The organism is Pseudomonas sp. PDM09 (assembly GCF_014852305.1).
Classification (GTDB): domain Bacteria; phylum Pseudomonadota; class Gammaproteobacteria; order Pseudomonadales; family Pseudomonadaceae; genus Aquipseudomonas.
Genome location: NZ_JACVBI010000005.1, coordinates 381,163 through 401,061 on the forward strand (window position 1 = coordinate 381,163; position 19,899 = coordinate 401,061).

Here is a 19,899-nt window from a genome sequence, read left to right on the forward strand (position 1 = left end):
CCTCGCTTTGGACCATAGGCCGGGATTGCGCCCCCCGCAACTTTTCGCAGCCAGTCGGTACCTCTTCAGCCATGCCTGCCTTTGTGGCGAGCGAGCTTGCTCGCGCTGGGTCGCGTAGCGGCCCCAAAAATTCGGCAAGCGCCCATTTTTTTGTGAGTGCTACGCACTCAAGCGGGAGCAAGCTCCCTCGCCACAGGTTTTCTGCTCAAGACTCTCTGAATGGTCAGGCAGACACTTTTCCCTGACGGTGATCAGCGAAGAACGCCTTACCCTTGCCAATCCGGTCGGAGGCCTTGGGCATATTCGCAGCCGAGGTATCCTGGCCATCGACATACCAGTAGCAATGGCTCACGGCCCGAGTGATGCCCACGTAGGCCAGCCGCAAGATCTCGTCTTTCTGTGCACTGTCGTAAGCTTCGCTGTCGCCGGCCTTGCCGAGTCCGGCCATGCGATAGACCTGGTTCTTGTAGGGTGAACTGGTCAGGTGCTGGCAATCGCCCAGCAGAAATACCGCATCAGCCTGCAGGCCCTTGGCGCTGTGATAGGTCAGTTGTTTGAGCCGTCGAGCGTCGTACGGCAAGCTGGAATCCACATTAACTACAGACTGAATATGCTCTTCAATCAATGACTTATCGCTGCTTTTTCGATAAAGCATCAAGATTGAATCGCCCTTTCTATAGTGCTCGATCAGGCGCTGGGCCATGCCTTGGTCATCCCGGTCGAGAATATTCACTGGCAGCAGCGCCTTGGGTTCACCGCTGGCCTTGGCTTTCTTGCCAGCGATCGCCGGAGCCGCGCGGACAATATGCTCCGCCGCGTCGATGATGTGCTGATGGCTACGGTAGTTGTCACTGAGCATCACTTTGGTCGTGCTCGGCGACGGGAATTCCTTGTTGAACTCCATGAAGTAAGTCGGCGAACTGCCGCGCCAACCATAGATGGACTGCCAATCATCACCGACACAAAGCAATGACGAACGCTGGGCGCCGCGCCCCACATGCATGGCCGGTCCGCGACTGCGGATTTCCGCCAGGCTGGCGCGAATCCACGAAACGATCTGCGGTGATACGTCCTGAAACTCGTCGATCATCAAGTGCGACATGGGCCTGAGCAGCTCATCGCTCAGCAGCTTGAGATTCTCCGGTGAATGTTCACTGAATAAGGCGAACATCCGGTTGTAGGTCATCACCGGCGGCGATTGATCCAGCAGATGATCTTCCAGCGCTCGCCAGAACAGGCTCAAGGCCTCGAAGAAGAACCGGTCCGGGTCATCCTTGGCGAAACTCATCTGGCCCACGGCATTCGGCACATCCAGGCCGAGGTTTTCAATAAACCCGGCCGCCGCAACAAAACAGTCCAGCAACGGCGCGGAGCCGAGCTCGCCCTTGACCTTGTAATCGAAGCCGGGCCCAGCGCTGGCGTCCCCGGCAAGCGAGGCCAAAACACGCTTTGAAGATTCATAACTATCTAGCCATATCAAAGGCTTACGGCAGAAAGCTTGAAACAGGGTGCGCTTTACCGCCCATTCTGCGCGCACTGAAAGTTTGGCATTTGGACGGCTGACCTGGGGATTTTCCCGGGGATCGAAACCCAGCACCACCCAGGCGTCCAGCGTCGGAATGTAGCCGTGACAATGAAAGGTCGAACCGTTGATATCGAAGGTCTGACGATTCGGCTCGATGCCCTTGATCGGCCAGGCGCCGGCGCGAAACCATAAGTCTTCGATTGTGTCGCACAGTTCTTCATCGCGCTTGGCGGCGAGTTCAGTCACCGCCATGCGCTTCTGCACGTCCGGGTGATCACGCTCCAGTTCCTTGAGCTGCAAGGCATGACGAGACAAAGGCTTGATCAACTCGCGGAAACGCTCATCGCGGGTGTGCAGGCTGTGATAGCAGGCGTTGAGTTGCTGGCGCTGGGCATCGTTGATGCGCAGGTCGAAGGGGTTGCTGTCGACCTCCTCATCGCCGCCTTGCACGCGGTGACTGAGGTTTTCGAACGCTTGCAGCCGCTCGAAACCCGGCAGGCTGCGAACCATCGGCAGGATGCGCGAATGGAAAGTGCGCACCAGATCGCGCGCTTCTTTAAGGCTGATTCCCCGGCCCCACACTGCAAACAGCTCGATCAGCTTATTGATGAAGTCCTTGCGCGATTCGCGGGTGAAGGTCACCACGGTCATCGAACTCAATTCAAACCCCAGGTAATGGCTGAGCAGCAGAATTCGCAGCACCAGGGTGGTCGATTTGCCCGCGCCCGCCCCGGCGATCACCGAGGTCGACGGTGTGTCGCTGAAAATCATCTTCCACTGGGCAGCGCTCGGCTGGGCATGCGCGGGCAGCAATCGCGCCACGTCGGCCTTCATGCGCTTCTTCAACTCAGCACTCAATGACAGCCGCCAATCGTCGAACAGATTGTCATCGACGTTGGGCGGTCGATGCTCGGTCGAGCGTGAGTCGCGAATCAACAGAACCTGCCGACCTTCCTCCAGCCCCTCGAGTTTGCCTTCCTTATAGCCGTAATCCACCCCGGCGCTGTGACCGCTGCGAAAACCGTCGGCTTGGCCGTGCAGCCAGGATGCACGGTGTTGCGCGCGCAGACGGGTAAGGCCGTGGCCAAAGAACCGGGCGGCCAGGCGCTTGAACAAAGGCATCTCGGCCAAGGGGCGAAGTTCGGGAGGAAGATCGGGGGTGTGTTGCGGCACGCGGACGGACTCCAGGGTGTGAGGCTGTTGAGGGCTATGGTGTCTGCATTTGCCGCTGAGTTCTAGTGAAATGCTTACAGGTCATTGGCTTATGCGATGAAGTGAAGGCTGGATGAGAATGTTTCGAGGTTATTTGATATCAACTAATTCGATTGTATTGAGGCATTTTTTACGCTTTTTATCGATTGGTGCCTGATAGATCATGCTCGCCATCAACCACCGGTTCTCGTCTGTGGCTCAGGCGCTCTGCCCCATGACGAACCTTTTCAGGAGACGATCATGCTTGAACTCAGACCCTTCAATTCGCTGGGCGGCGCGCACCATGGCTGGTTGGATGCCCATCACCACTTTTCGTTCGCCGAGTACTACGACCCCAAACGCATGAACTGGGGCAACCTGCGGGTATGGAACGATGATGTGATTGCTCCCGGAACCGGGTTCCCGCAACACCCACACCGGGACATGGAAATCATCACCTATGTTCGTGAAGGCGCGATTACCCACCAGGACAATCTCGGCAACAAGGGCCGCACCGAAGCGGGCGACGTTCAGGTCATGAGTGCCGGCACCGGAATCGCTCACAGTGAGTACAACCTGGAAGCGACCGAAACCCGGATCTTTCAGATCTGGATCATCCCCAACGAAGCCGGTTCGGCACCGTCGTGGGGTGCCAAGCCATTCCCCAAAGGCGAGCGCGAAGGTTTTGTGACCCTGGCCAGCGGCAAGGCCGGCGACGATCAAAGCCTGCACATTCGCGCCGATGCGCGCCTGGTGGCGGCGAACCTGAAAGCCGGGGAGTCTGCGGAGTATCACCTGGACAGCGGCCGTCGGGCTTATCTGGTTCCAGCCACTGGGGTCATTGAAGTCAATGGCTTGCGTGCACAAGCTCGAGACGGTGTCGCGATTGCCGAGGAACGGGTGTTGCGCGTTACGGCGATTGAGGACAGTGAAATTGTGTTGGTGGATGTGGCTTGATGGGGTAAATGCAGGACGAAAAAAGAGGTAACCGTTGATGGTTGCCCCTTTTTTCATTTTCATTTGTGGCGAGGGAGCTTGCTCCCGTCCGGCTGCGAAGCAGTCGTAATCCAACCGGCGACGTGTACCTGTTACACCTCGCCAACCGATTTGGGGCCGCTTCGCGCCCCAGCGGGAGCAAGCTCCCTCGCCACAGGGCCCTCAATCACTTCGCAGAAATCGCGCCATCCACCAGTGTCTGAGCTTCCGCCACCAACTGCTTGAGGTGGTCGTCACTGACAAAGCTTTCCGCGTAGATCTTGTAGATATCCTCTGTGCCCGAAGGACGCGCCGCGAACCAACCGTTCTCGGTCATGACTTTCAGACCGCCAATGGCCTGGTCGTTGCCCGGCGCATGGCTGAGGATGCTCTGGATCGCTTCGCCCGCCAGTTGAGTCGAGGTGACCTGGTCTGGCGACAATTTGCTCAGCAGCGCTTTCTGCTCAGGGTTGGCCTTGGCATCGACCCGTACCGAGAACGGTTCGCCCAGTTCATCAGTCAACGCGCGATAAGCCTGACTTGGGTCACGCCCGGTGCGGGCAGTCATTTCAGCCGCCAGCAGCGCCGGAATCAAGCCATCCTTGTCAGTGCACCAGACACTGCCATCCTTGCGCAGGAACGACGCGCCGGCACTTTCTTCGCCGCCAAAACCGAGGGAGCCGTCGAACAGGCCGTCGGCAAACCATTTGAAGCCAACCGGCACTTCGTACAGACGGCGGCCCAGGCGTTTGGCGACGCGATCGATCAAGCCACTGCTGACCACGGTTTTACCCACGGCCGCATCGGCGCGCCACAGCGGACGGTTCTGGAACAGGTAATCGATCGACACCGCAAGGTAGTTGTTGGGTGCCAGCAAGCCACCGGACGGGGTCACGATGCCATGGCGGTCGTGATCCGGGTCACAGGCAAAGGCCACGTCGAAACGCTCTTTCAGACCGATCAAACCTTGCATGGCGTGGCTGGACGATGGATCCATACGAATCTGCCCGTCCCAATCGACGGTCATGAAACGGAATGTCGCATCAACCTGTTTATTCACCACCTCCAGGTCCAGGCGATAGTGCTCGGCAATCGCCGACCAGTAGCGCACCCCTGCTCCGCCCAGCGGATCGACACCCAGACGCAGCTTCGCATCGCGGATGGCGTCGAAGTCGATCACGTTGATCAGGTCAGCGACATAGGTGTTGAGGTAATCGTGACGATGGGTGGTGCTGGCCTTCAGGGCCTGCTCGTAGCTGATGCGTTTGACGCCGGCGAGTTTGGCCGCCAGCAGTTCGTTGGCCTTGGCTTCGATCCACTTGGTGATGTGGGTATCGGCCGGGCCGCCGTTGGTAGGGTTGTACTTGTAGCCACCGCTTTGTGGCGGGTTGTGAGACGGGGTGATGACGATGCCGTCTGCCAGGCCCGAAGTTCGACCACGGTTGTAGCAAAGAATCGCGTGGGAAATGGCCGGCGTCGGCGTGTACTCGTCGCCTTCGGCGATCATCACCGTCACGCCGTTTGCCGCCAGGACTTCCAGGGCGCTGGCACCGGCCGGCGTGGACAGCGCGTGGGTGTCGATCCCGACGAACAATGGACCGTCAATGCCCTGGGCTTCGCGGTACAGGCAGATCGCCTGGCTGATGGCCAGAACGTGCCATTCGTTGAAACTCAGATCGAACGAGCTACCTCGGTGTCCGGACGTGCCAAAAGCGACGCGCTGGGTAGAAATGGCTGCATCGGGCTGGCCGGTGTAATAGGCCGTTACCAGTCGCGGGATGTCGACCAACAGTTCTGCCGGTGCCGGTTTGCCCGCAAAAGGACTGAGTGTCATGCAAAACCTCTGAGAAAGAGTGGTTCGGGAATAGAGCGCAGTTTACTGACAGTTTGCTCCGGGCGCGATGTTATCGATTGTCAGGTTCCGAGGAGGGTTTGCGCCTCGGCTCAGTCGATCGATTCCAGGCGCAAGGCATCCGCCAACAGACCCAACGCATCGGCGAGGTCGTGGTGACCACCGAAGGTGTGGCTCAGGCGCAAGTGCTGTCCGTGCAGGCCCTGCAGGCTGAACAGCTCCCCCGGCGCAATCACCACATGCTGCTTGAGCAAACGCTCGAATACTCGACGCACATCGACCTGGCGCAACGAACGAATCCAGATTGTCGCCCCGCCCCGGGGCTCAACGAAGTGCAACGCATCGGGCAGACGCTCTTCCAGCAACCGAGTCATCTGCACCATGCGTTCCTTGAGCAGTCGACGCAACACCAGCAGGTGTTGATCAATGCGTCCGTTGCTGTACAGCCGCGCAATGGCTTTCTGACGAATCAGCGACAAGCGAAACACTCGCAGCAGAAAGTGCCGTTGCAATTCGGCGCGCAGCTGTCGCGACAGCAGATAACCGAAGGGCGCCTCCGACCCGATGATTTTCTCGAATGTGGAGAACACGATCAGCCGATCCGGGTCCAGCAGATCACGAAACCGCAGGCCGCTCGGCTCGAATTCGAGCTCGCCGTAACAATCGTTTTCCAGCACCCAACTGCCGTGTCGCTCCAGCAACTGTGCGGTGATTTGCCTGTTGCCGTCAGGCGCCACACTGCCCCGGGGCATATTCAGCCTCGATGAAAGCATCACCAGTCGCACCTGCTCAGTCTCAAGCAGCTGCTTCAACTGCTCAGGATCCAGGCCGCCATGGGCTTGCAGCGGCAGCTCGACAACCTGCACGTCCGCGTCTTGAAACAGGCGCAAAATAGCCCAGTCGCACGGTGACTCGACCACCACCACAGCATCCTTGAGGCCAAGGACAGCGATCAATATTTCCAGTACGCCACGCAGATCGGCGCCGATATAGACGTCATCGGCATGCCAGCAACGGGTCGGTGAGGTGGTGTAGCGTGCCGCCAGGGCCGTGCGCAGTTCCAGCTCGCCGCAGGGTTGCGAAGACGGTTGCGGCTGGCGCGGATACTGGCGCAGCAATTCTCTCTCCAGTAACAGCAACGGGCTATCCAGGGGTTGTAATAACGCCGGTTCATCGGCGCTAAGCACCAGCATGCCGGGACGCCTGGCGTTGACGTAAACCGTTTCGAGCAGGTCCTTGCCGCTACCGGGCATGCCGATTGAGGACACGGGGAGTGCGTAGTAGCCTGATTTGGCCACTGAATAGACGCGCCCTTCCTTTTCCAACAGCGAATAAGCGTACTGAATGGTCGAGATCGACACACTCAGGCGGTGCGCCAACTGCCGCAATGAAGGCAGGCGCACTTGCATGTCACTGCCCGGCTCATTGATCAGGTTAGTCAGGTAACGGTACACCGCCTGATACGCAAAATCGGTATCTCGTGGTCCTTTCATGGGTAATGGCCGAACAGACTACGAACGTCGTGACGCATCCTTGCCGGATCCGTCGAACCAGTGACTTTCACCGGCCCGTCGACCATTCGCCAGACACAGTCGTTTCACTGCCAGGCTCCACGACTTCAGCTTGCCCACCCACCTCGACGCTTTCCAGGCCGAGAGCCCTGCCCTCATCCCGAACCACCGGCCCCATGCGGTAAAGCGTACTGATCAGACTCACGGGCAACCCGCTGACATCGACCATCCATTGCAGAACCTGCTCGGGAGCCGGGCCGCCCTGCATCGCCCGGTGCAAGTCCGGCAACGCGACGAGCATGCCGGGATGGCACTGACGGAGAAAATGCTCAAGCGCCGCGCCGTTATCGACAAACGGGGCAAACAGTAGACACACCAGTTGAGCCTCGCTCAAACCGAGGCTCTTTTGTGCTTCAGCCGATGCCAATGCGCGCTGATCGGTCATCGTCATCGGGTTGCCGAAGGTTTCCATAGCCTGTTCGCAAAAGCGCTCTGGAACATGTTTGCGGCGCATCATCACCAGCGCCCGCTGCAGGTACTCACCAATGCCTTCCTCGTAGCTGCGACCCTGTACAAAGCACGCTTGCAAGCCACGAAGATGCGCGGATATCGACAAGCTGACGTAGCCGTTATCACTGAGCTGGGCCGACAACTCGTCAGGTTGAAACCCGAGGAAATCGGTGAGCAGTGGCCAGCGCTCTTCCAGGTTGCTGACCAGCATGTCGTGAATATCGATGAAGGTCGTGCGGCGACAGGCTTCAAAACGTTCGGCGGGACGCCACGCCGCCTGGGCAGCCTCGGGATAAAACTCGCGGTAGCAATCGCTGCCCAATTCATCGAGTCGCGCGAACAGACACTCGTAGCCCGTTTCGTGACGGTCCGGCGCCTTGAGCCCGGCCTTGGCCGCCGCACGATTCAACCCCTCGAGAAACTGCTTCTGCAGACGGGGCGTATCGCTACTGATCAATGCGTCGACACCCTGGTCCCAACGGGCGATTTGTCCGTAAAACTCGCCGGTCGCCAGATACCCGTCATCCCACAGATCAAGCGGCCCGTCCCAGACTCGGCGGTGCCCGACCATCAGCAGATTGAGCCGATTCGACTCACGACCGGCTTCGGAGATCGGCGCCAGATGATTGAACGGCAGGACTTCGCGATTATCGACCATCAACACTTCGACCCGGGGATCGTCGTAGAGAAACAATGCACTGCAGCTGCGATGGATGTTTTCCAAGGCTGTCGAGGCCGCACCGTTCAAGCGCAAGGTCGCCACTCGCAGCTGAAACGTCGCCGGTGCCCGACCGGCAATACTCAGCTGAGCGGCACGCAGTAGCGCCAGGGTGTAGCAGCTGTCGCGGGACCCGGACTGGATCGACAGCACCTTGTAATCGCCGATACGTTCCAAACCTCCTGCGGACATCACCAGGCGCTGAATCAGCAATTGCAATGCCGTGCGCTCGGCGCGAGAGAAAAAACCCAGCAAGCGCTGCAGCATTTGCTGATAAACATAGTTCATTGCCTGATCATGGGTAGCGGTCATCATTATTTACCTGTGACTCAAAAGTGCGATGCCACGCAAATAACGAGGTGTATTGCGCAACAGGTTGTTTGTCATGAATGGAGTGCCGGCGCTGTTATTCAAATGCTAGCACTTAAGCATTGTGTAATTATTTGAAATGTTTGAACGCTACGGGTAACCCAGGGAGATCAATATCGGCGCGATGCCCCGCAGAACGGGCGCCTTGGGCTCTCGCGGGTTTTCCTAGGAAATTTCCGACAGCGTCCCACAGACACTTAGCACAAGAAATAAAGAAAGAAGTTGCCCACGAATGTAAGACAACTGAGCGACGCCGCATTATTTGTTGAGCATATATTGCCGGCGCGCATTGAGGAGTTTCAGGCTGATACTCGGCCATGACTCTTTCCTTGAGATGAAAGTAATCATTCAATTATCAGGGCTTACATAATGATTAGAAGATACAGATCGAGAGCAAAAACCAGTTCAGTTGCTGAACCGGCCCACCGACAGATCGATGGCACGTCTCATTTGGGAGTGACTGCCAGCAGAAGAGTCCGTATTCGCACGGACTCTTGGCAGAGGAAGGGCTCAGGCAGGCTCGACCTGAAGGGCGACCCGTTCGCGGCATGGGCATTCGTCCATGTAGCGGTGTGCTTCGACAAACTCTGAAAACGGGAAGACCCGGGTTTTGAGCGGCAGCAGCACGCGGTCTGCGGTCAACTGGTTGATGTCGCGCAGGGCACGCTGCAATGCGACCTGGTCCTGAATGATGCCCAGTTCCGGCTTGCCGGTGAAGTTACCGATGCAGTGCACGAAAAACTGAATGTTCTTCTGGAACGCCGCGCAGGCCGGGAACGGCGTCTGGTTACCTCCTTGCAGGCCATAGAGCACCAGGCTGCCCCGAGGGGCGAGCACATCGCCGAGCAGCGACATCTGCGGCCCGCCGAGGCCATCGAACACCACATCGACGCCGCGGTTATCGGTAATTTTGTTGATCCGCATCAGCAGATCTTCTTCTTCGGTAACGATGACTTTCTCGGCGCCCAGAGACAGCAGGTATTCACGCTCATCCGCGGTTTTGGTCGCAGCAATCACCCGCACACCAAGGGCTTTGCCCAGTTGCACGAACGATGGCCCGGCACAGTGGCTGGCGTCGGTCACCAGAGCGAATTGCCCGGGTTTGACTCGCGCCAGGTCGGCGTAGGCAAAATAAGCGATCAATAGCGGCGTGTAGTGCACGCTGGCTTCGATCGGGCTGAGCACGTCCGGGTAGCGGGTCAGCGCCGTGCGTGGCAGAACGATCTGTTCGCCGTAAACCGGGTAGTCGTTGGGGCTCTCGGCCGGGAAGCTGGCGACCTTGTCACCAACGGCCAAATCATCGACGCCTTCGCCGACCATAGTGACCACACCAGCCATTTCATGACCCAGGCCAGAAGGCAGACGAGCATGGGACGAAGCCAGGTTCTGGCGCCAGAGAATGTCATACCAGCTGATGCCTATCGCTTCGACGCGCACCTGCACTTCGCCCGGCGCAGGCAGAGCGGCCGCATGCTCTTCGCATTTGAGCACCTCGGCTGGACCAAACTTGTGAAAACGGATCGTGCGGGACATCGCAAACCTCGTCAAAGTAACCTCTAATGCCCTGAACTCTATCTGGGCTTTCTACCCAAGACCATCAGTGGCTATTAATAGTCGACATGCCTGTCATTGATTCCGCAGCGACGGCGACATCATCCAATGCCGTGAAAAACCGAAGCAGCCTTTCAGAAAAAACTGAATTACCCTGTGCAGAGTACCAGTCTTTCCCCGTAAGATTCATGCCGGCCATTGTTCTCATATGGCCGCTCACGTCAAGTTTGCTGAATCTGCCAGGACTCCAGATGAATCGTAATGACCTGCGTCGTGTCGACCTGAACCTGTTGATCGTTTTCGAAACACTGATGCACGAACGCAGCGTGACCCGCGCTGCGGAAAAATTGTTCCTCGGCCAGCCGGCCATCAGTGCGGCGCTCTCGCGCCTGCGCGGGCTGTTCGATGACCCGTTGTTCGTGCGTACCGGCCGCAGCATGGAGCCTTCCGCCCGAGCAGTGGAAATCTTCGCCCTGCTCTCTCCAGCCCTGGATTCGATTTCCACCGCGGTCAGTCGTGCGGCGGAATTCGACCCGGCGACCAGCACCGCGGTGTTCCGCATCGGCTTGTCGGATGATGTTGAATTCGCGCTGCTGCCAATGCTGCTCAAACGGCTGCGCGCGGAATCGCCGGGAATCGTGCTGGTGGTGCGTCGGGCCAACTACATCCTGATGCCAAGCCTGCTCGCCTCGGGCGAGATCTCCATTGGTGTCAGCTACACCGCCGACCTGCCGGCCAACGCCAAGCGCAAAGTGCTGCGCCGCAGCATGCCGAAGCTGTTACGCGCCGACACGGTACCGGGACCGTTGAGCCTGGATGACTTCTGCGCCCGCCCCCACGCGCTGGTTTCGTTCGCTGGCGACCTGAGCGGCTTTATCGATGAAGAGCTGGAGAAGCTGGGGCGCAAACGGCATGTGGTGCTGGCGGTGCCGCAGTTCAATGGGCTGAGCACACTGATCAGCGGGACTGATATCGTGGCCACTGTCCCGGATTACACCGCTGAAGCGTTGACTGCAGCCGGTGGCGTGCGGGCGGAAGATCCACCGTTGCCGGTGCGCAGTTTTGAGCTGCACATGGCTTGGCGTGGGTCGCAGGATAATGATCCGGGGGAGCGGTGGTTACGGTCGCGGATTCAGATGTTCTTTGGGGACCCCGATAGCTTGTAATGGAGTTCCAGTAAATTCCATAAAACTGTTTTATAACAATCGCTTATTGGTAATTTAGGTCCACTGCCGCCTGTCTAAATCCAATGGATTCCACGACTCATGGGGGCATAATTGGGGGCAAATTTCGGTTCCTTAAAAAGGATGCCCCCACCGATGCCCCCAGATAATGCGGTTGTTTTCAAACGAAAACTCAGCGATGCCTTGATCCGCTCGCTGACCGAACCCGGCAAACACGCCGATGGCGAAGTCCCTGGCCTCTACTTGGAGGTAAGGGTGTCGAGCAAGGTCGGCAAATCCCCTTCCAAGTTCTGGCGCTTGAAGTATCGGCTGAATGGCAAGGAAAACCGCTTCTCAATCGGCGCTTACCCCGAAATCGGCCTGAAAGAAGCGCGCGACATTGCCCGCGGCGCACGCCGCGACGTGGCTAACCACACCGCTCCGCTCAAGGCCAAGACCGCCAAAATCGAGGCGCATCTCCTCAACGAGGTGCGCACCTTCGAGTATGTCGCCAAGCAATGGTTGGCATTCAAGTCTGCCGAACTGGTGACTAAATCCATCTCAGGGTTTAGCGGAGCGCTGAACAACCACATCTTGCCTACCATTGGTAAAAAGCCGGTCACCGAGATCAAGCTGGAGCACATCACCACGATCATTACCGAGCTGCGCCGCCAGCGCACAATGGCGATGGCCCGGCGCGTGCGCACCATCATCCGTGCCGTCCTGGGGTTTGCTGAAGGGCGCGGCTGGGTTGAACGCAACGTAGCGCTCAGCAACATTGAGGAATTGAAGATCCGCCATGTCGTCACCAACAACCCGGCCATCGAAAGGCCAGCCGACCTGGGCAGGTTTCTTCTGCGTCTGGACGACTGGAACGACGGCAGCGTTGCCTCCGCAATGCGCCTGCTGATTATGTTGCCGGTCCGCCCAGGCGAACTGGTGCAGATGCGCTGGGAAGATGTCGACTTGGTGGGCGCCGATTGGCGTTATGTGGTGAGCAAGACCAAGCATCTGGACAAGAGCAAACACATCGTGCCGTTGCCTGAGCAAGCCTTGGTTCTGTTACGCGAGCTGCATAAAATCCGCGTGGTGGATGAAGAAGGCAAAGGCTGGGTGTTCGTCTCGCCGGTCTATCCGGGACGTCCCATAAACCCAACCTCCATGCTCAAGTCCTTTCAGCGTATCTGGCCAGAGTACGACATCACTGCCCACGGCTTTCGCGCCACCTACCGGACCATTGCCCACGAGCACTTGGGTATTGATCCAATCGTGCTCGAACTGTCGTTATCCCACCGGATGCCAGGAGCGCTAGGGGCTGTGTATGCGCGGGCGCAACTGCTGGTACAACGCCGGGAAGCGGCTCAACAATGGGCTGACTATTTAGACCAGCTGCGGCAAAACGCTGCGCGAGTGACCACAGATTGACGATATAGCAAAAACAGATCAGGAGATTGGAGCGGGAGATGAGACTTACGACTAGCGTCTCTATCCGAGAATAGCCGAGGCATCGCACTTGCTACCAACAGCCTGAAACACGACGCGCGGTGGCCAGCTTCATTTGGTGAAGCCACCGGCGAGATTGACAGCCTGTTGGACGACCTCGCGCGGCGGACCAAAAAGTCATCCTGCGAATGCAGAGCAGCCTCCAGGTGTCGCAAACCAGCGTGTAGCACATCCAACAGGCCTGCGACAGTTTCTATAAGAGCCGCATCTCGGTGGACTCGGTCCGCCACTCCCCCCAAGAAATCACTACGGCCGCAGAGTAGCAGCACCAGGTGGCCGACAACATCAACCGGTACATCGCGCAGAACCATGCCGATGCACAGTCGGTCGAGGAATTACCCACTTGGCGCAGACCGGTTCAGGCCGTCTGACCGATATTTCCGTGCAGCTTAAGGGACTGCTGGGGCGGTTTAGGTTCTAGCTCATTTGAGGTGCCGATCCAAGGACGGCTCGCCGCTCAGGACGATACAAACGAAAAGCCGCGATGGGCCGCACAGCGCTCATATTCTAAAAGACACTCGAAGTCAGCCTCAGTGGCCGGCAAGACTATCCTTGATAGCCAGCGCTCGAGAAACCTCAGGAAGCTGTTTCAGCGCTTCGTTCATTGCGTTCCTGATTGAATCTGCTTCCGTCGCCGTTGGGCAACCGGGATGAATTTCGTGTTCAAGCGAACGGTTTACGCGGGAGAACAGGTCACCTGCCACTGGCTCATCGCTGACATCGATGAACGCGGTCATGCTAAAGCCGAAGTCAGGATAATGAATGCTGAAGGCATCACTGTGATGGAGGCAACAACTTCTGGTGTGCTACCTGGAACTGAAGAGTGTGAATGCCTCAAGCTGATGCTTTCTGAAAGAGATCCCACCAACGTTGCTGCCAAATCCATGAATTGATGGCTTAGAAAATGGCTCGCTGAAGTGAGGCGTCCTTGCCCCGTTGTCACGAATTTATGCAGCCTTCAGCGTTCTAAACCGAATATTCAATACTATCGGCTCGGCCCAGCACCTTCGAGAACATGGGATTGATGTAGTCGTAGACCTTCCAGGCGTCGGCCAGAACTACCAGGATCATGTGTTGGCTCCTGCTGATGCCGTCCTCAAGAATCCAATCAGCCTGATGGGGCAAGATCAAGGCTGGCGTACTCTCTCCAATGGCTTTCAGTAGTTAGTCACCTAACAATACCCCAAAAAACCACAACTTGAATTAAGAGTCAGGGAGCCCCTTGTATACGAGTCTAGGTTCGCGGCCCTGATGTATTCGCCCTCCGCCAAGAGTGGCGTTTCAAACCACCACAATTGCGTTCGCAAAGTTTTGGCTCGGTAACTTGGGTTTACTTCGATACCGATCCCGACTCCTTCGATTTTGAGCAGATCCAGAATGACTGATCGAGCGCATGAGGCCGCATGTCCTGGTTGGTGCTCGGGCGGCCGGACTCAGAGTTACCCAGAGGTAGCGGGTGTCACCGCAGGCACCGTACACAGCTATCTGAGCGGCGACGGTGGAAGGTGAATGCCGTACGCCTGGGTCGACTGCACTGTTGCCCGCCCAACAGTGATGCTGAACCGATATTGGCTGAGCAACACTTGGCCGCTGCGAGGGGCGTTCCCCGCTGATATCGGCCTGCCAAGGCCAGCCAAAGGCGACTCACCCGGCACTGGCGGCCAGACAAAACCTTAAGCTAATAACCAAAAAGTATTTATTGGATGTTTTTTAGATCACTTACATTTAATTCATGGATGCCGCAGTGTTGCCCGGTAAACAGCAGCGCCATTGTTGCTCAGGCAACAGTCGCTCAACAGTTAGCTGCCCGGGCAACAGCAGCCGAGATAACAAGTTGATCCATCTTATTGTTTTTAATAGTTATTTTAACCTTGGAACAACTCTTGCTCTGATGGCTGCACATCCCGCAACTCGAACAGGAACAGACCCCATGAGCACCCCACTTAAAGTCGTCGCCGTTTCCGGTGGAACCTATCGTCCGTCGCGCACCCTGGTGCTGGTCCAGGCCATCGTTGCCGAGCTGAGCCAGTACCTGCCAATCGAAAGCCGCATCATCGAACTGGGCGACATTGTCCGCCCACTGGGCAGCGCCATGTCCCGTCAGGAGCTGCCGGAAACCGTTGAGTACGAGTTGAGTGCGATTGAGTCGGCGGACCTGCTGGTTGTGGCCGCACCTGTCTACCGAGGCGCCTACCCGGGCCAGTTTAAGCACCTGTTCGACCTGATTGGCCAGGACGCATTGATCGACACCCCGGTGTTGCTGGCCGCCACCGGTGGCAGCGACCGGCATGCGCTGGTAATCGATCATCAGTTGCGCCCGCTGTTCAGCTTCTTCCAGTCGGTAACCCTGCCCCTTGGCGTGTATGCCTCGGAGGCCGATTTCACGAATTACCAGATCAGCAGCGAAGCGCTGAAAACACGCATCCGCCTGGCAGTCGAACGGGCCGCACCGCTGTTCACCGCCAATGCCGCCGACTTGCGGAAAACAGCCTGAGGACAGCCTGTGACCGCTATCCATACATCCAGACTTGAAACCCCGCTGCAGATCGCCCGGACGCTCGCCGCCGAGTTTTCCCGAACCGCCGCCGAACGCGACCATCTGGGCGGCACGCCGAAAGCCGAGCGCGACGAGTTGCGCCGCTGCGGTCTGCTGGCGATGAAAATTGACCAGCAATACGGTGGCCTTGGCGCCAGCTGGAGCGACACCCTGGAAGTGGTGCGCGAGTTCGCCAGGGTCGACAGCTCGATCGCCCATGTGTTCGGCTTCCAGCACTTGATGCTGGCCACGGTACGGCTGTTTTCCCGGCCCGAACAGTGGCAGCCCTGGTTCGAACAGACCGCGCGCAACAACTGGTTCTGGGGTAATGCCCTTAACCCGTTGGACACCCGCACCTTGTCAAAAAAATTTGCAGGCTATCGCGAGTTTTCCGGGCGCAAGAGTTTCTGCTCCGGCGCCTCCGATTCAGAAATGCTGATTGCCTCGGCGCTGGATGAATCCACCAGCGGCAAGCTGTTGATCGCCGCCATTCCCAGTCATCGCACCGGCATCACCTTGCACGGCGACTGGGACAACATCGGCCAACGGCAGACCGACAGCGGCAGCGCCACCTTCGAACGGGTGCGTGTGGAAGAGAATGAACTGCTGCTAGATCCCGGCCCGCTGAGCACGCCCTTTGCCTGCCTGCGCCCGCTGATCGCCCAACTGACCTTCGTCAATATCTTCCTCGGCATTGCCGAGGGCGCATTCGAAGAGGCCCGCAATTACACCCTCAAGGAAACGCGCCCCTGGTTCAAGGCCAACGTCAGCCAGGCCAATCAGGACCCCTATGTCCTGCGCCATTATGGCGAGTTCTGGGTCGGGCTGGAAAGCGTGCGCCTGCTCACTGAACGCGCCAACGCCCTGCTCGACCAAGCCTGGAGCAAGGAGCACCGGCTCGGCGCCGAGGAGCGTGGCCAACTGGCCTTGGCCATTGCCACCGCCAAGGTCGCCGCCACCCGCACCGGCCTGGACCTGACCAGCAGCCTGTTTGAAGTGACTGGCGCCCGCGCCACCCATGCCGCGCTGCGCCTTGATCGTCACTGGCGCAACCTGCGCACCCAGACCCTGCACGACCCCGTGGACTACAAGCTCCATGAACTGGGTGACTGGGCGCTCAACAAGACGCTACCCACTCCGTCCTTTTACTCATAGGCCCCACCATGCAACTACTCACGCTGCCGCCCTCACCAGCCCTGGCCACCTCGATACGCGCCACTGCGCAAGTCTTCGAAGACCCGAAATCACAGGCGCTGCTGGCGCACCTGCAACAGGTCGCGCCCAGTGACGCCAGCGTGTTGATCATCGGCGAAACCGGGACCGGCAAGGAACTGGTGGCCCGTCATCTGCACAACCTCAGCGCCCGTCGCAACAAGCCGTTTATCGCGGTCAACTGCGGCGCGTTTTCCGAAAGCCTGGTGGAGGCCGAACTGTTCGGCCACGAAAAAGGCGCCTTCACCGGCGCCCTGAGCGCCAAGGCCGGCTGGTTCGAGGAAGCCAACGGCGGCACGCTGTTCCTCGACGAGATCGGTGACTTGCCGATGCCGATCCAGGTCAAGTTGCTGCGGGTGCTGCAGGAGCGTGAAGTGGTTCGCCTGGGTTCACGCAAAAGCATCCCCATCGATGTACGGGTGCTGGCTGCGACCAACGTGCAGCTGGAAAAAGCCATCAACGCCGGGCACTTTCGCGAAGACCTCTATTACCGGCTGAACGTGGTCAGCCTGGAGCTCAGCCCGCTGCGCGAGCGACCGGGCGACATCCTGCCGCTGATCCGCCACTTCATCGCCGAGTACAGTCGTCGGCTGGGTTATGGCGAAGTGGTGCTGGATACCGAAGCCGAACAGAAGCTGGTGAATTACTCATGGCCGGGCAATATTCGCGAGCTGGAAAACGTCATTCACCACACCCTGTTGATCTGCCGTAACAATCTGATCCGTGTCCAGGACCTGCACCTGTCCAACCTGCGTATCGAACGCCAGGACGCCAGCAATACCGTCCAGGACGACAGTGCCGACGCCCTGTTGCAGCAAGCCTTCCAGAAGCTGTTCGAGGAAGAAAGCGGCGCCCTCCACGAGCGGGTCGAGGAAGCGCTGCTGCGCGCGGCCTATCGCTTCAGCCACTACAACCAGGTACACACCGCCAGCCTGCTGGGGCTGAGTCGCAACATCACCCGCGCGATGCTGATCAAGGTCGGTGAGCTGGTGGTGAACAAACGCCGCCCGGCACAAGACGCCCGGACGGTCAAAGTGGTCAACCTGTCGATCTGACTGGTGCTAGCGGTCAAGCAGCTGCTCCTTTACCCGCTGTCCCGCCCCCCAGATAGAAGTCCTGAATATCACTGCGCGCGGCCAACTGCCCGGTCGTGCCTTCGCTGACGACCCGGCCGCTTTCCAGCACGTAGCCGTACTGGGCGTAACGCAGAGCCAGGTTGATGTTCTGCTCGGCAATCAGGAAGCTCACGCCGTCGCGCCGATTGAGCTGATGGATCATCTCGAAGATCTCCTCGACGATCTGCGGTGCCAGGCCCATCGAAGGTTCGTCCAGCAACACCAGCTGTGGCCGGGCCATCAGCGCCCGCCCGAGCGCAACCATCTGCTGTTCACCGCCGGAGGTGTAGCCGGCCAGGCTTTTGCGCCGCAGTTTGAGGCGCGGAAACTGGCTGTAGATACGCTCCAGATCGGCCTTCAGTTGCCCGCGGGACACCTGACGCGCAAAGGCACCCGTCAGCAGGTTTTCCTCCACGGTCAGTTGGGCAAAGCAATGCCGGCCTTCCAGTACCTGCACCAGGCCGCTGGCAACCAGGCTATGGGGCGTGCTGCGGGTGACATCCTCGCCTCGATAAATAATCCGCCCCTGCACCACCTCGCCCCGCTCGGCCCTCACCAGATTGGCGGCGGCCTTCAAGGTGGTGCTTTTGCCAGCACCGTTGGCCCCCAGCAACACCACGATCTGTCCTTGCGGCACCGCCAGGGATACCCCGCGCACGGCGAGGATTGCCTGTTCGTACAGGACTTCAATCGCGTCGATCTGCAAGATCGGTACTTGGTTCATGTTGCTCTCCCCCAAAGAAACCGGAACGCCTCCCGATTCACATCTCAGCTGTCCTGACTGCAATCGCGCGGTGTGATGCCCTTTTCCTTGGCGTACTGGTGCGACGAGGCTTCAATGATCGGTCTGAGCAAGGCACGGTCGGCCTGCACCCAGTCACTGATCAGTTTCCACTGGCTGCCATCCCACCGCTGGAAGCGCACCGCACCGCCCCCTTCATGGTCCGAGCATGACAGCTGCAAGGGTTGCACCAGGCCCAGTGCACCCAGCTCCTTGAGGCGGGCATCGTCCAGCTTGAGGTGCTCGAGGCCCCAGCGCACCTGCTCGCCGGTGAGCGGCTGCTTGCCGAATTTTTCCTGGGCAATGCGCACGGCCTCAACGTTGAGAATGCCGTTCACCACCCCCAGGTTGTAATACACGGTGCCAAAGCGTTTCGGATCAGCCAGGTCACCATTGCCCTTGGCCACCACCTGCTGCTGGATGCCTTGCAAGACCGGGAAATCGGTGCCCGAGGGGTGCGTGGTGATCGCAATAAAGCCTTTGGCGGCGGCACCGGCCGGGGCGGCATCGTCCTCGGAGTTGCTCCAGATGTTGCCGATGATGTGATCCACCGGGAAGCCGACTTTCTGCGCGGTTTTCAACGCCACCGGGTTCATCACGCCCCAGCCGCGCAGAATCACCCAGTCGGGTTTTTCCCGGCGAATGTTGAGCCATTGCGACTGCTGCTCGTTACCCGGATGGGGCACTTCCAGCAGGGTCAGCTTGAACCCGTACTTGTCGCCCAGGGTCTGCAACACCTCATTGGTTTCCTTGCCGTAGGGCGAGCCGTGAAACAGGGTGACGATCTTCTTGCCCTTGAGCTGGTCCAGCCCCCCGGCCTGCTGGCCGATGTAGTTGATGATCGCCGAGACTTCGGAGTACGGGTTCAGCTGCAAGGGAAAGGCGTAGGGGAAAACGCTGCCGTCAGTGGAGTCGGTGCGGCCGTGGTTGATGGTGATCAGCGGCAGTTTGTCCGCGGTCGAACGCTCAAGGGTGGCATAGGCGATGCCCACCGACAGCGGGTTAGTGGCGGCAGCCGGCGCACCATTGAGGCCTTTTTTCAGACGCTCGTAGCACTCCACGCCCTTCTCGACCACGTACTCGGTTTCGCACTCGCTCCAGGTCAGCTTGACGCCGTTGACCCCGCCATTGGCATTGACGTACTTGAGGTAGTCGATAAAACCACCAAAAAACCCGGTACCACCGGCGGCATAAGGACCGACCCGATAGCTCTGCAGCGGGAAGTACTGTTCGTTATCCGCCTGCGCGGTCAACGTGGCAGTGCTCAGGCTGACAGCCAGGGCGAGGCTACTTAGTAGAGATCGTTTCAACATCAATGTTTTCCTTATCAAGTAATCAAGTGAAGGGTCAACCAAAGGGATTCAGAGCAATCGGCACTTACGCCGAG

General features: G+C 58.8%; 13 protein-coding genes and 2 pseudogenes. 8 read left to right on the plus strand and 7 right to left on the minus strand.

The genetic code is table 11. The annotated features are described in order from the left end of the window. Positions 1-223: 223 nt before the first annotated feature. On the minus strand, positions 224-2,698 hold the full coding sequence (locus IB250_RS15220; RefSeq protein ID WP_192344707.1) for a UvrD-helicase domain-containing protein: 2,475 nt from the start codon (positions 2,696-2,698) through the stop codon (positions 224-226). Positions 2,699-2,977: 279 nt separating this feature from the next. On the opposite strand from IB250_RS15220, the gene IB250_RS15225 reads away from it, so the two are divergent. Beyond that, on the plus strand, positions 2,978-3,673 hold the full coding sequence (locus IB250_RS15225; RefSeq protein WP_192344708.1) for a pirin family protein: 696 nt from the start codon (positions 2,978-2,980) through the stop codon (positions 3,671-3,673). A 205-nt stretch (positions 3,674-3,878) separates the two neighbouring features. Here IB250_RS15225 and pgm read toward each other — a convergent pair whose 3' ends face one another. From pgm to IB250_RS15245, 4 genes are all read right to left on the minus strand, one after another. Continuing rightward, a complete protein-coding gene (gene pgm / locus IB250_RS15230; RefSeq protein WP_192344709.1) occupies positions 3,879-5,525 on the minus strand; it encodes a phosphoglucomutase (alpha-D-glucose-1,6-bisphosphate-dependent) in 1,647 nt (548 codons plus the stop codon). Positions 5,526-5,635: 110 nt separating this feature from the next. Then, entirely contained in the window at positions 5,636-7,036 is a 1,401-nt protein-coding gene (locus IB250_RS15235) for a PLP-dependent aminotransferase family protein (protein ID WP_192344710.1), read from the minus strand. 67 nt (positions 7,037-7,103) lie between these two features. Next, entirely contained in the window at positions 7,104-8,594 is a 1,491-nt protein-coding gene (locus tag IB250_RS15240) for a hypothetical protein (protein ID WP_192344711.1), read from the minus strand. A gap of 567 nt (positions 8,595-9,161) precedes the next feature. Next, positions 9,162-10,184 (minus strand): zinc-dependent alcohol dehydrogenase family protein, encoded by a 1,023-nt coding sequence (locus tag IB250_RS15245; RefSeq protein WP_192344712.1) that lies wholly within the window; start codon positions 10,182-10,184, stop codon positions 9,162-9,164. Between the two features lie 269 nt (positions 10,185-10,453). Here IB250_RS15245 and IB250_RS15250 point away from each other — a divergent pair, with 269 nt between their 5' ends. From IB250_RS15250 to IB250_RS15280, 7 genes and pseudogenes are all read left to right on the plus strand, one after another. Then, on the plus strand, positions 10,454-11,368 hold the full coding sequence (locus tag IB250_RS15250) for a LysR family transcriptional regulator (RefSeq protein ID WP_095631404.1): 915 nt from the start codon (positions 10,454-10,456) through the stop codon (positions 11,366-11,368). A 153-nt stretch (positions 11,369-11,521) separates the two neighbouring features. Then, positions 11,522-12,790 carry a tyrosine-type recombinase/integrase gene (locus IB250_RS15255; RefSeq protein WP_192344764.1) on the plus strand — a complete coding sequence of 423 codons (1,269 nt, stop codon included), beginning with the start codon at positions 11,522-11,524 and terminating at the stop codon, positions 12,788-12,790. A 141-nt stretch (positions 12,791-12,931) separates the two neighbouring features. Further along, a pseudogene (locus tag IB250_RS28930) lies at positions 12,932-13,289 on the plus strand (chemotaxis protein); the annotation flags it as partial. 220 nt (positions 13,290-13,509) lie between these two features. Then, a pseudogene (locus IB250_RS15260) lies at positions 13,510-13,761 on the plus strand (acyl dehydratase); the annotation flags it as partial. Positions 13,762-14,798: 1,037 nt separating this feature from the next. After that, positions 14,799-15,362 carry an FMN reductase gene (gene msuE / locus IB250_RS15270; RefSeq protein ID WP_008073835.1) on the plus strand — a complete coding sequence of 188 codons (564 nt, stop codon included), beginning with the start codon at positions 14,799-14,801 and terminating at the stop codon, positions 15,360-15,362. Positions 15,363-15,371: 9 nt separating this feature from the next. Next, on the plus strand, positions 15,372-16,559 hold the full coding sequence (locus tag IB250_RS15275) for an acyl-CoA dehydrogenase family protein (RefSeq protein ID WP_008073834.1): 1,188 nt from the start codon (positions 15,372-15,374) through the stop codon (positions 16,557-16,559). Positions 16,560-16,567: 8 nt separating this feature from the next. Beyond that, a complete protein-coding gene (locus tag IB250_RS15280) occupies positions 16,568-17,671 on the plus strand; it encodes a sigma-54 interaction domain-containing protein (protein ID WP_008073833.1) in 1,104 nt (367 codons plus the stop codon). A gap of 13 nt (positions 17,672-17,684) precedes the next feature. Here IB250_RS15280 and IB250_RS15285 read toward each other — a convergent pair whose 3' ends face one another. Together IB250_RS15285 and IB250_RS15290 are read right to left on the minus strand one after the other, a co-directional pair. Beyond that, on the minus strand, positions 17,685-18,455 hold the full coding sequence (locus IB250_RS15285; protein ID WP_192344714.1) for an ABC transporter ATP-binding protein: 771 nt from the start codon (positions 18,453-18,455) through the stop codon (positions 17,685-17,687). 44 nt (positions 18,456-18,499) lie between these two features. After that, positions 18,500-19,825 carry an ABC transporter substrate-binding protein gene (locus IB250_RS15290; protein WP_192344715.1) on the minus strand — a complete coding sequence of 442 codons (1,326 nt, stop codon included), beginning with the start codon at positions 19,823-19,825 and terminating at the stop codon, positions 18,500-18,502. Positions 19,826-19,899 lie beyond the last annotated feature (74 nt).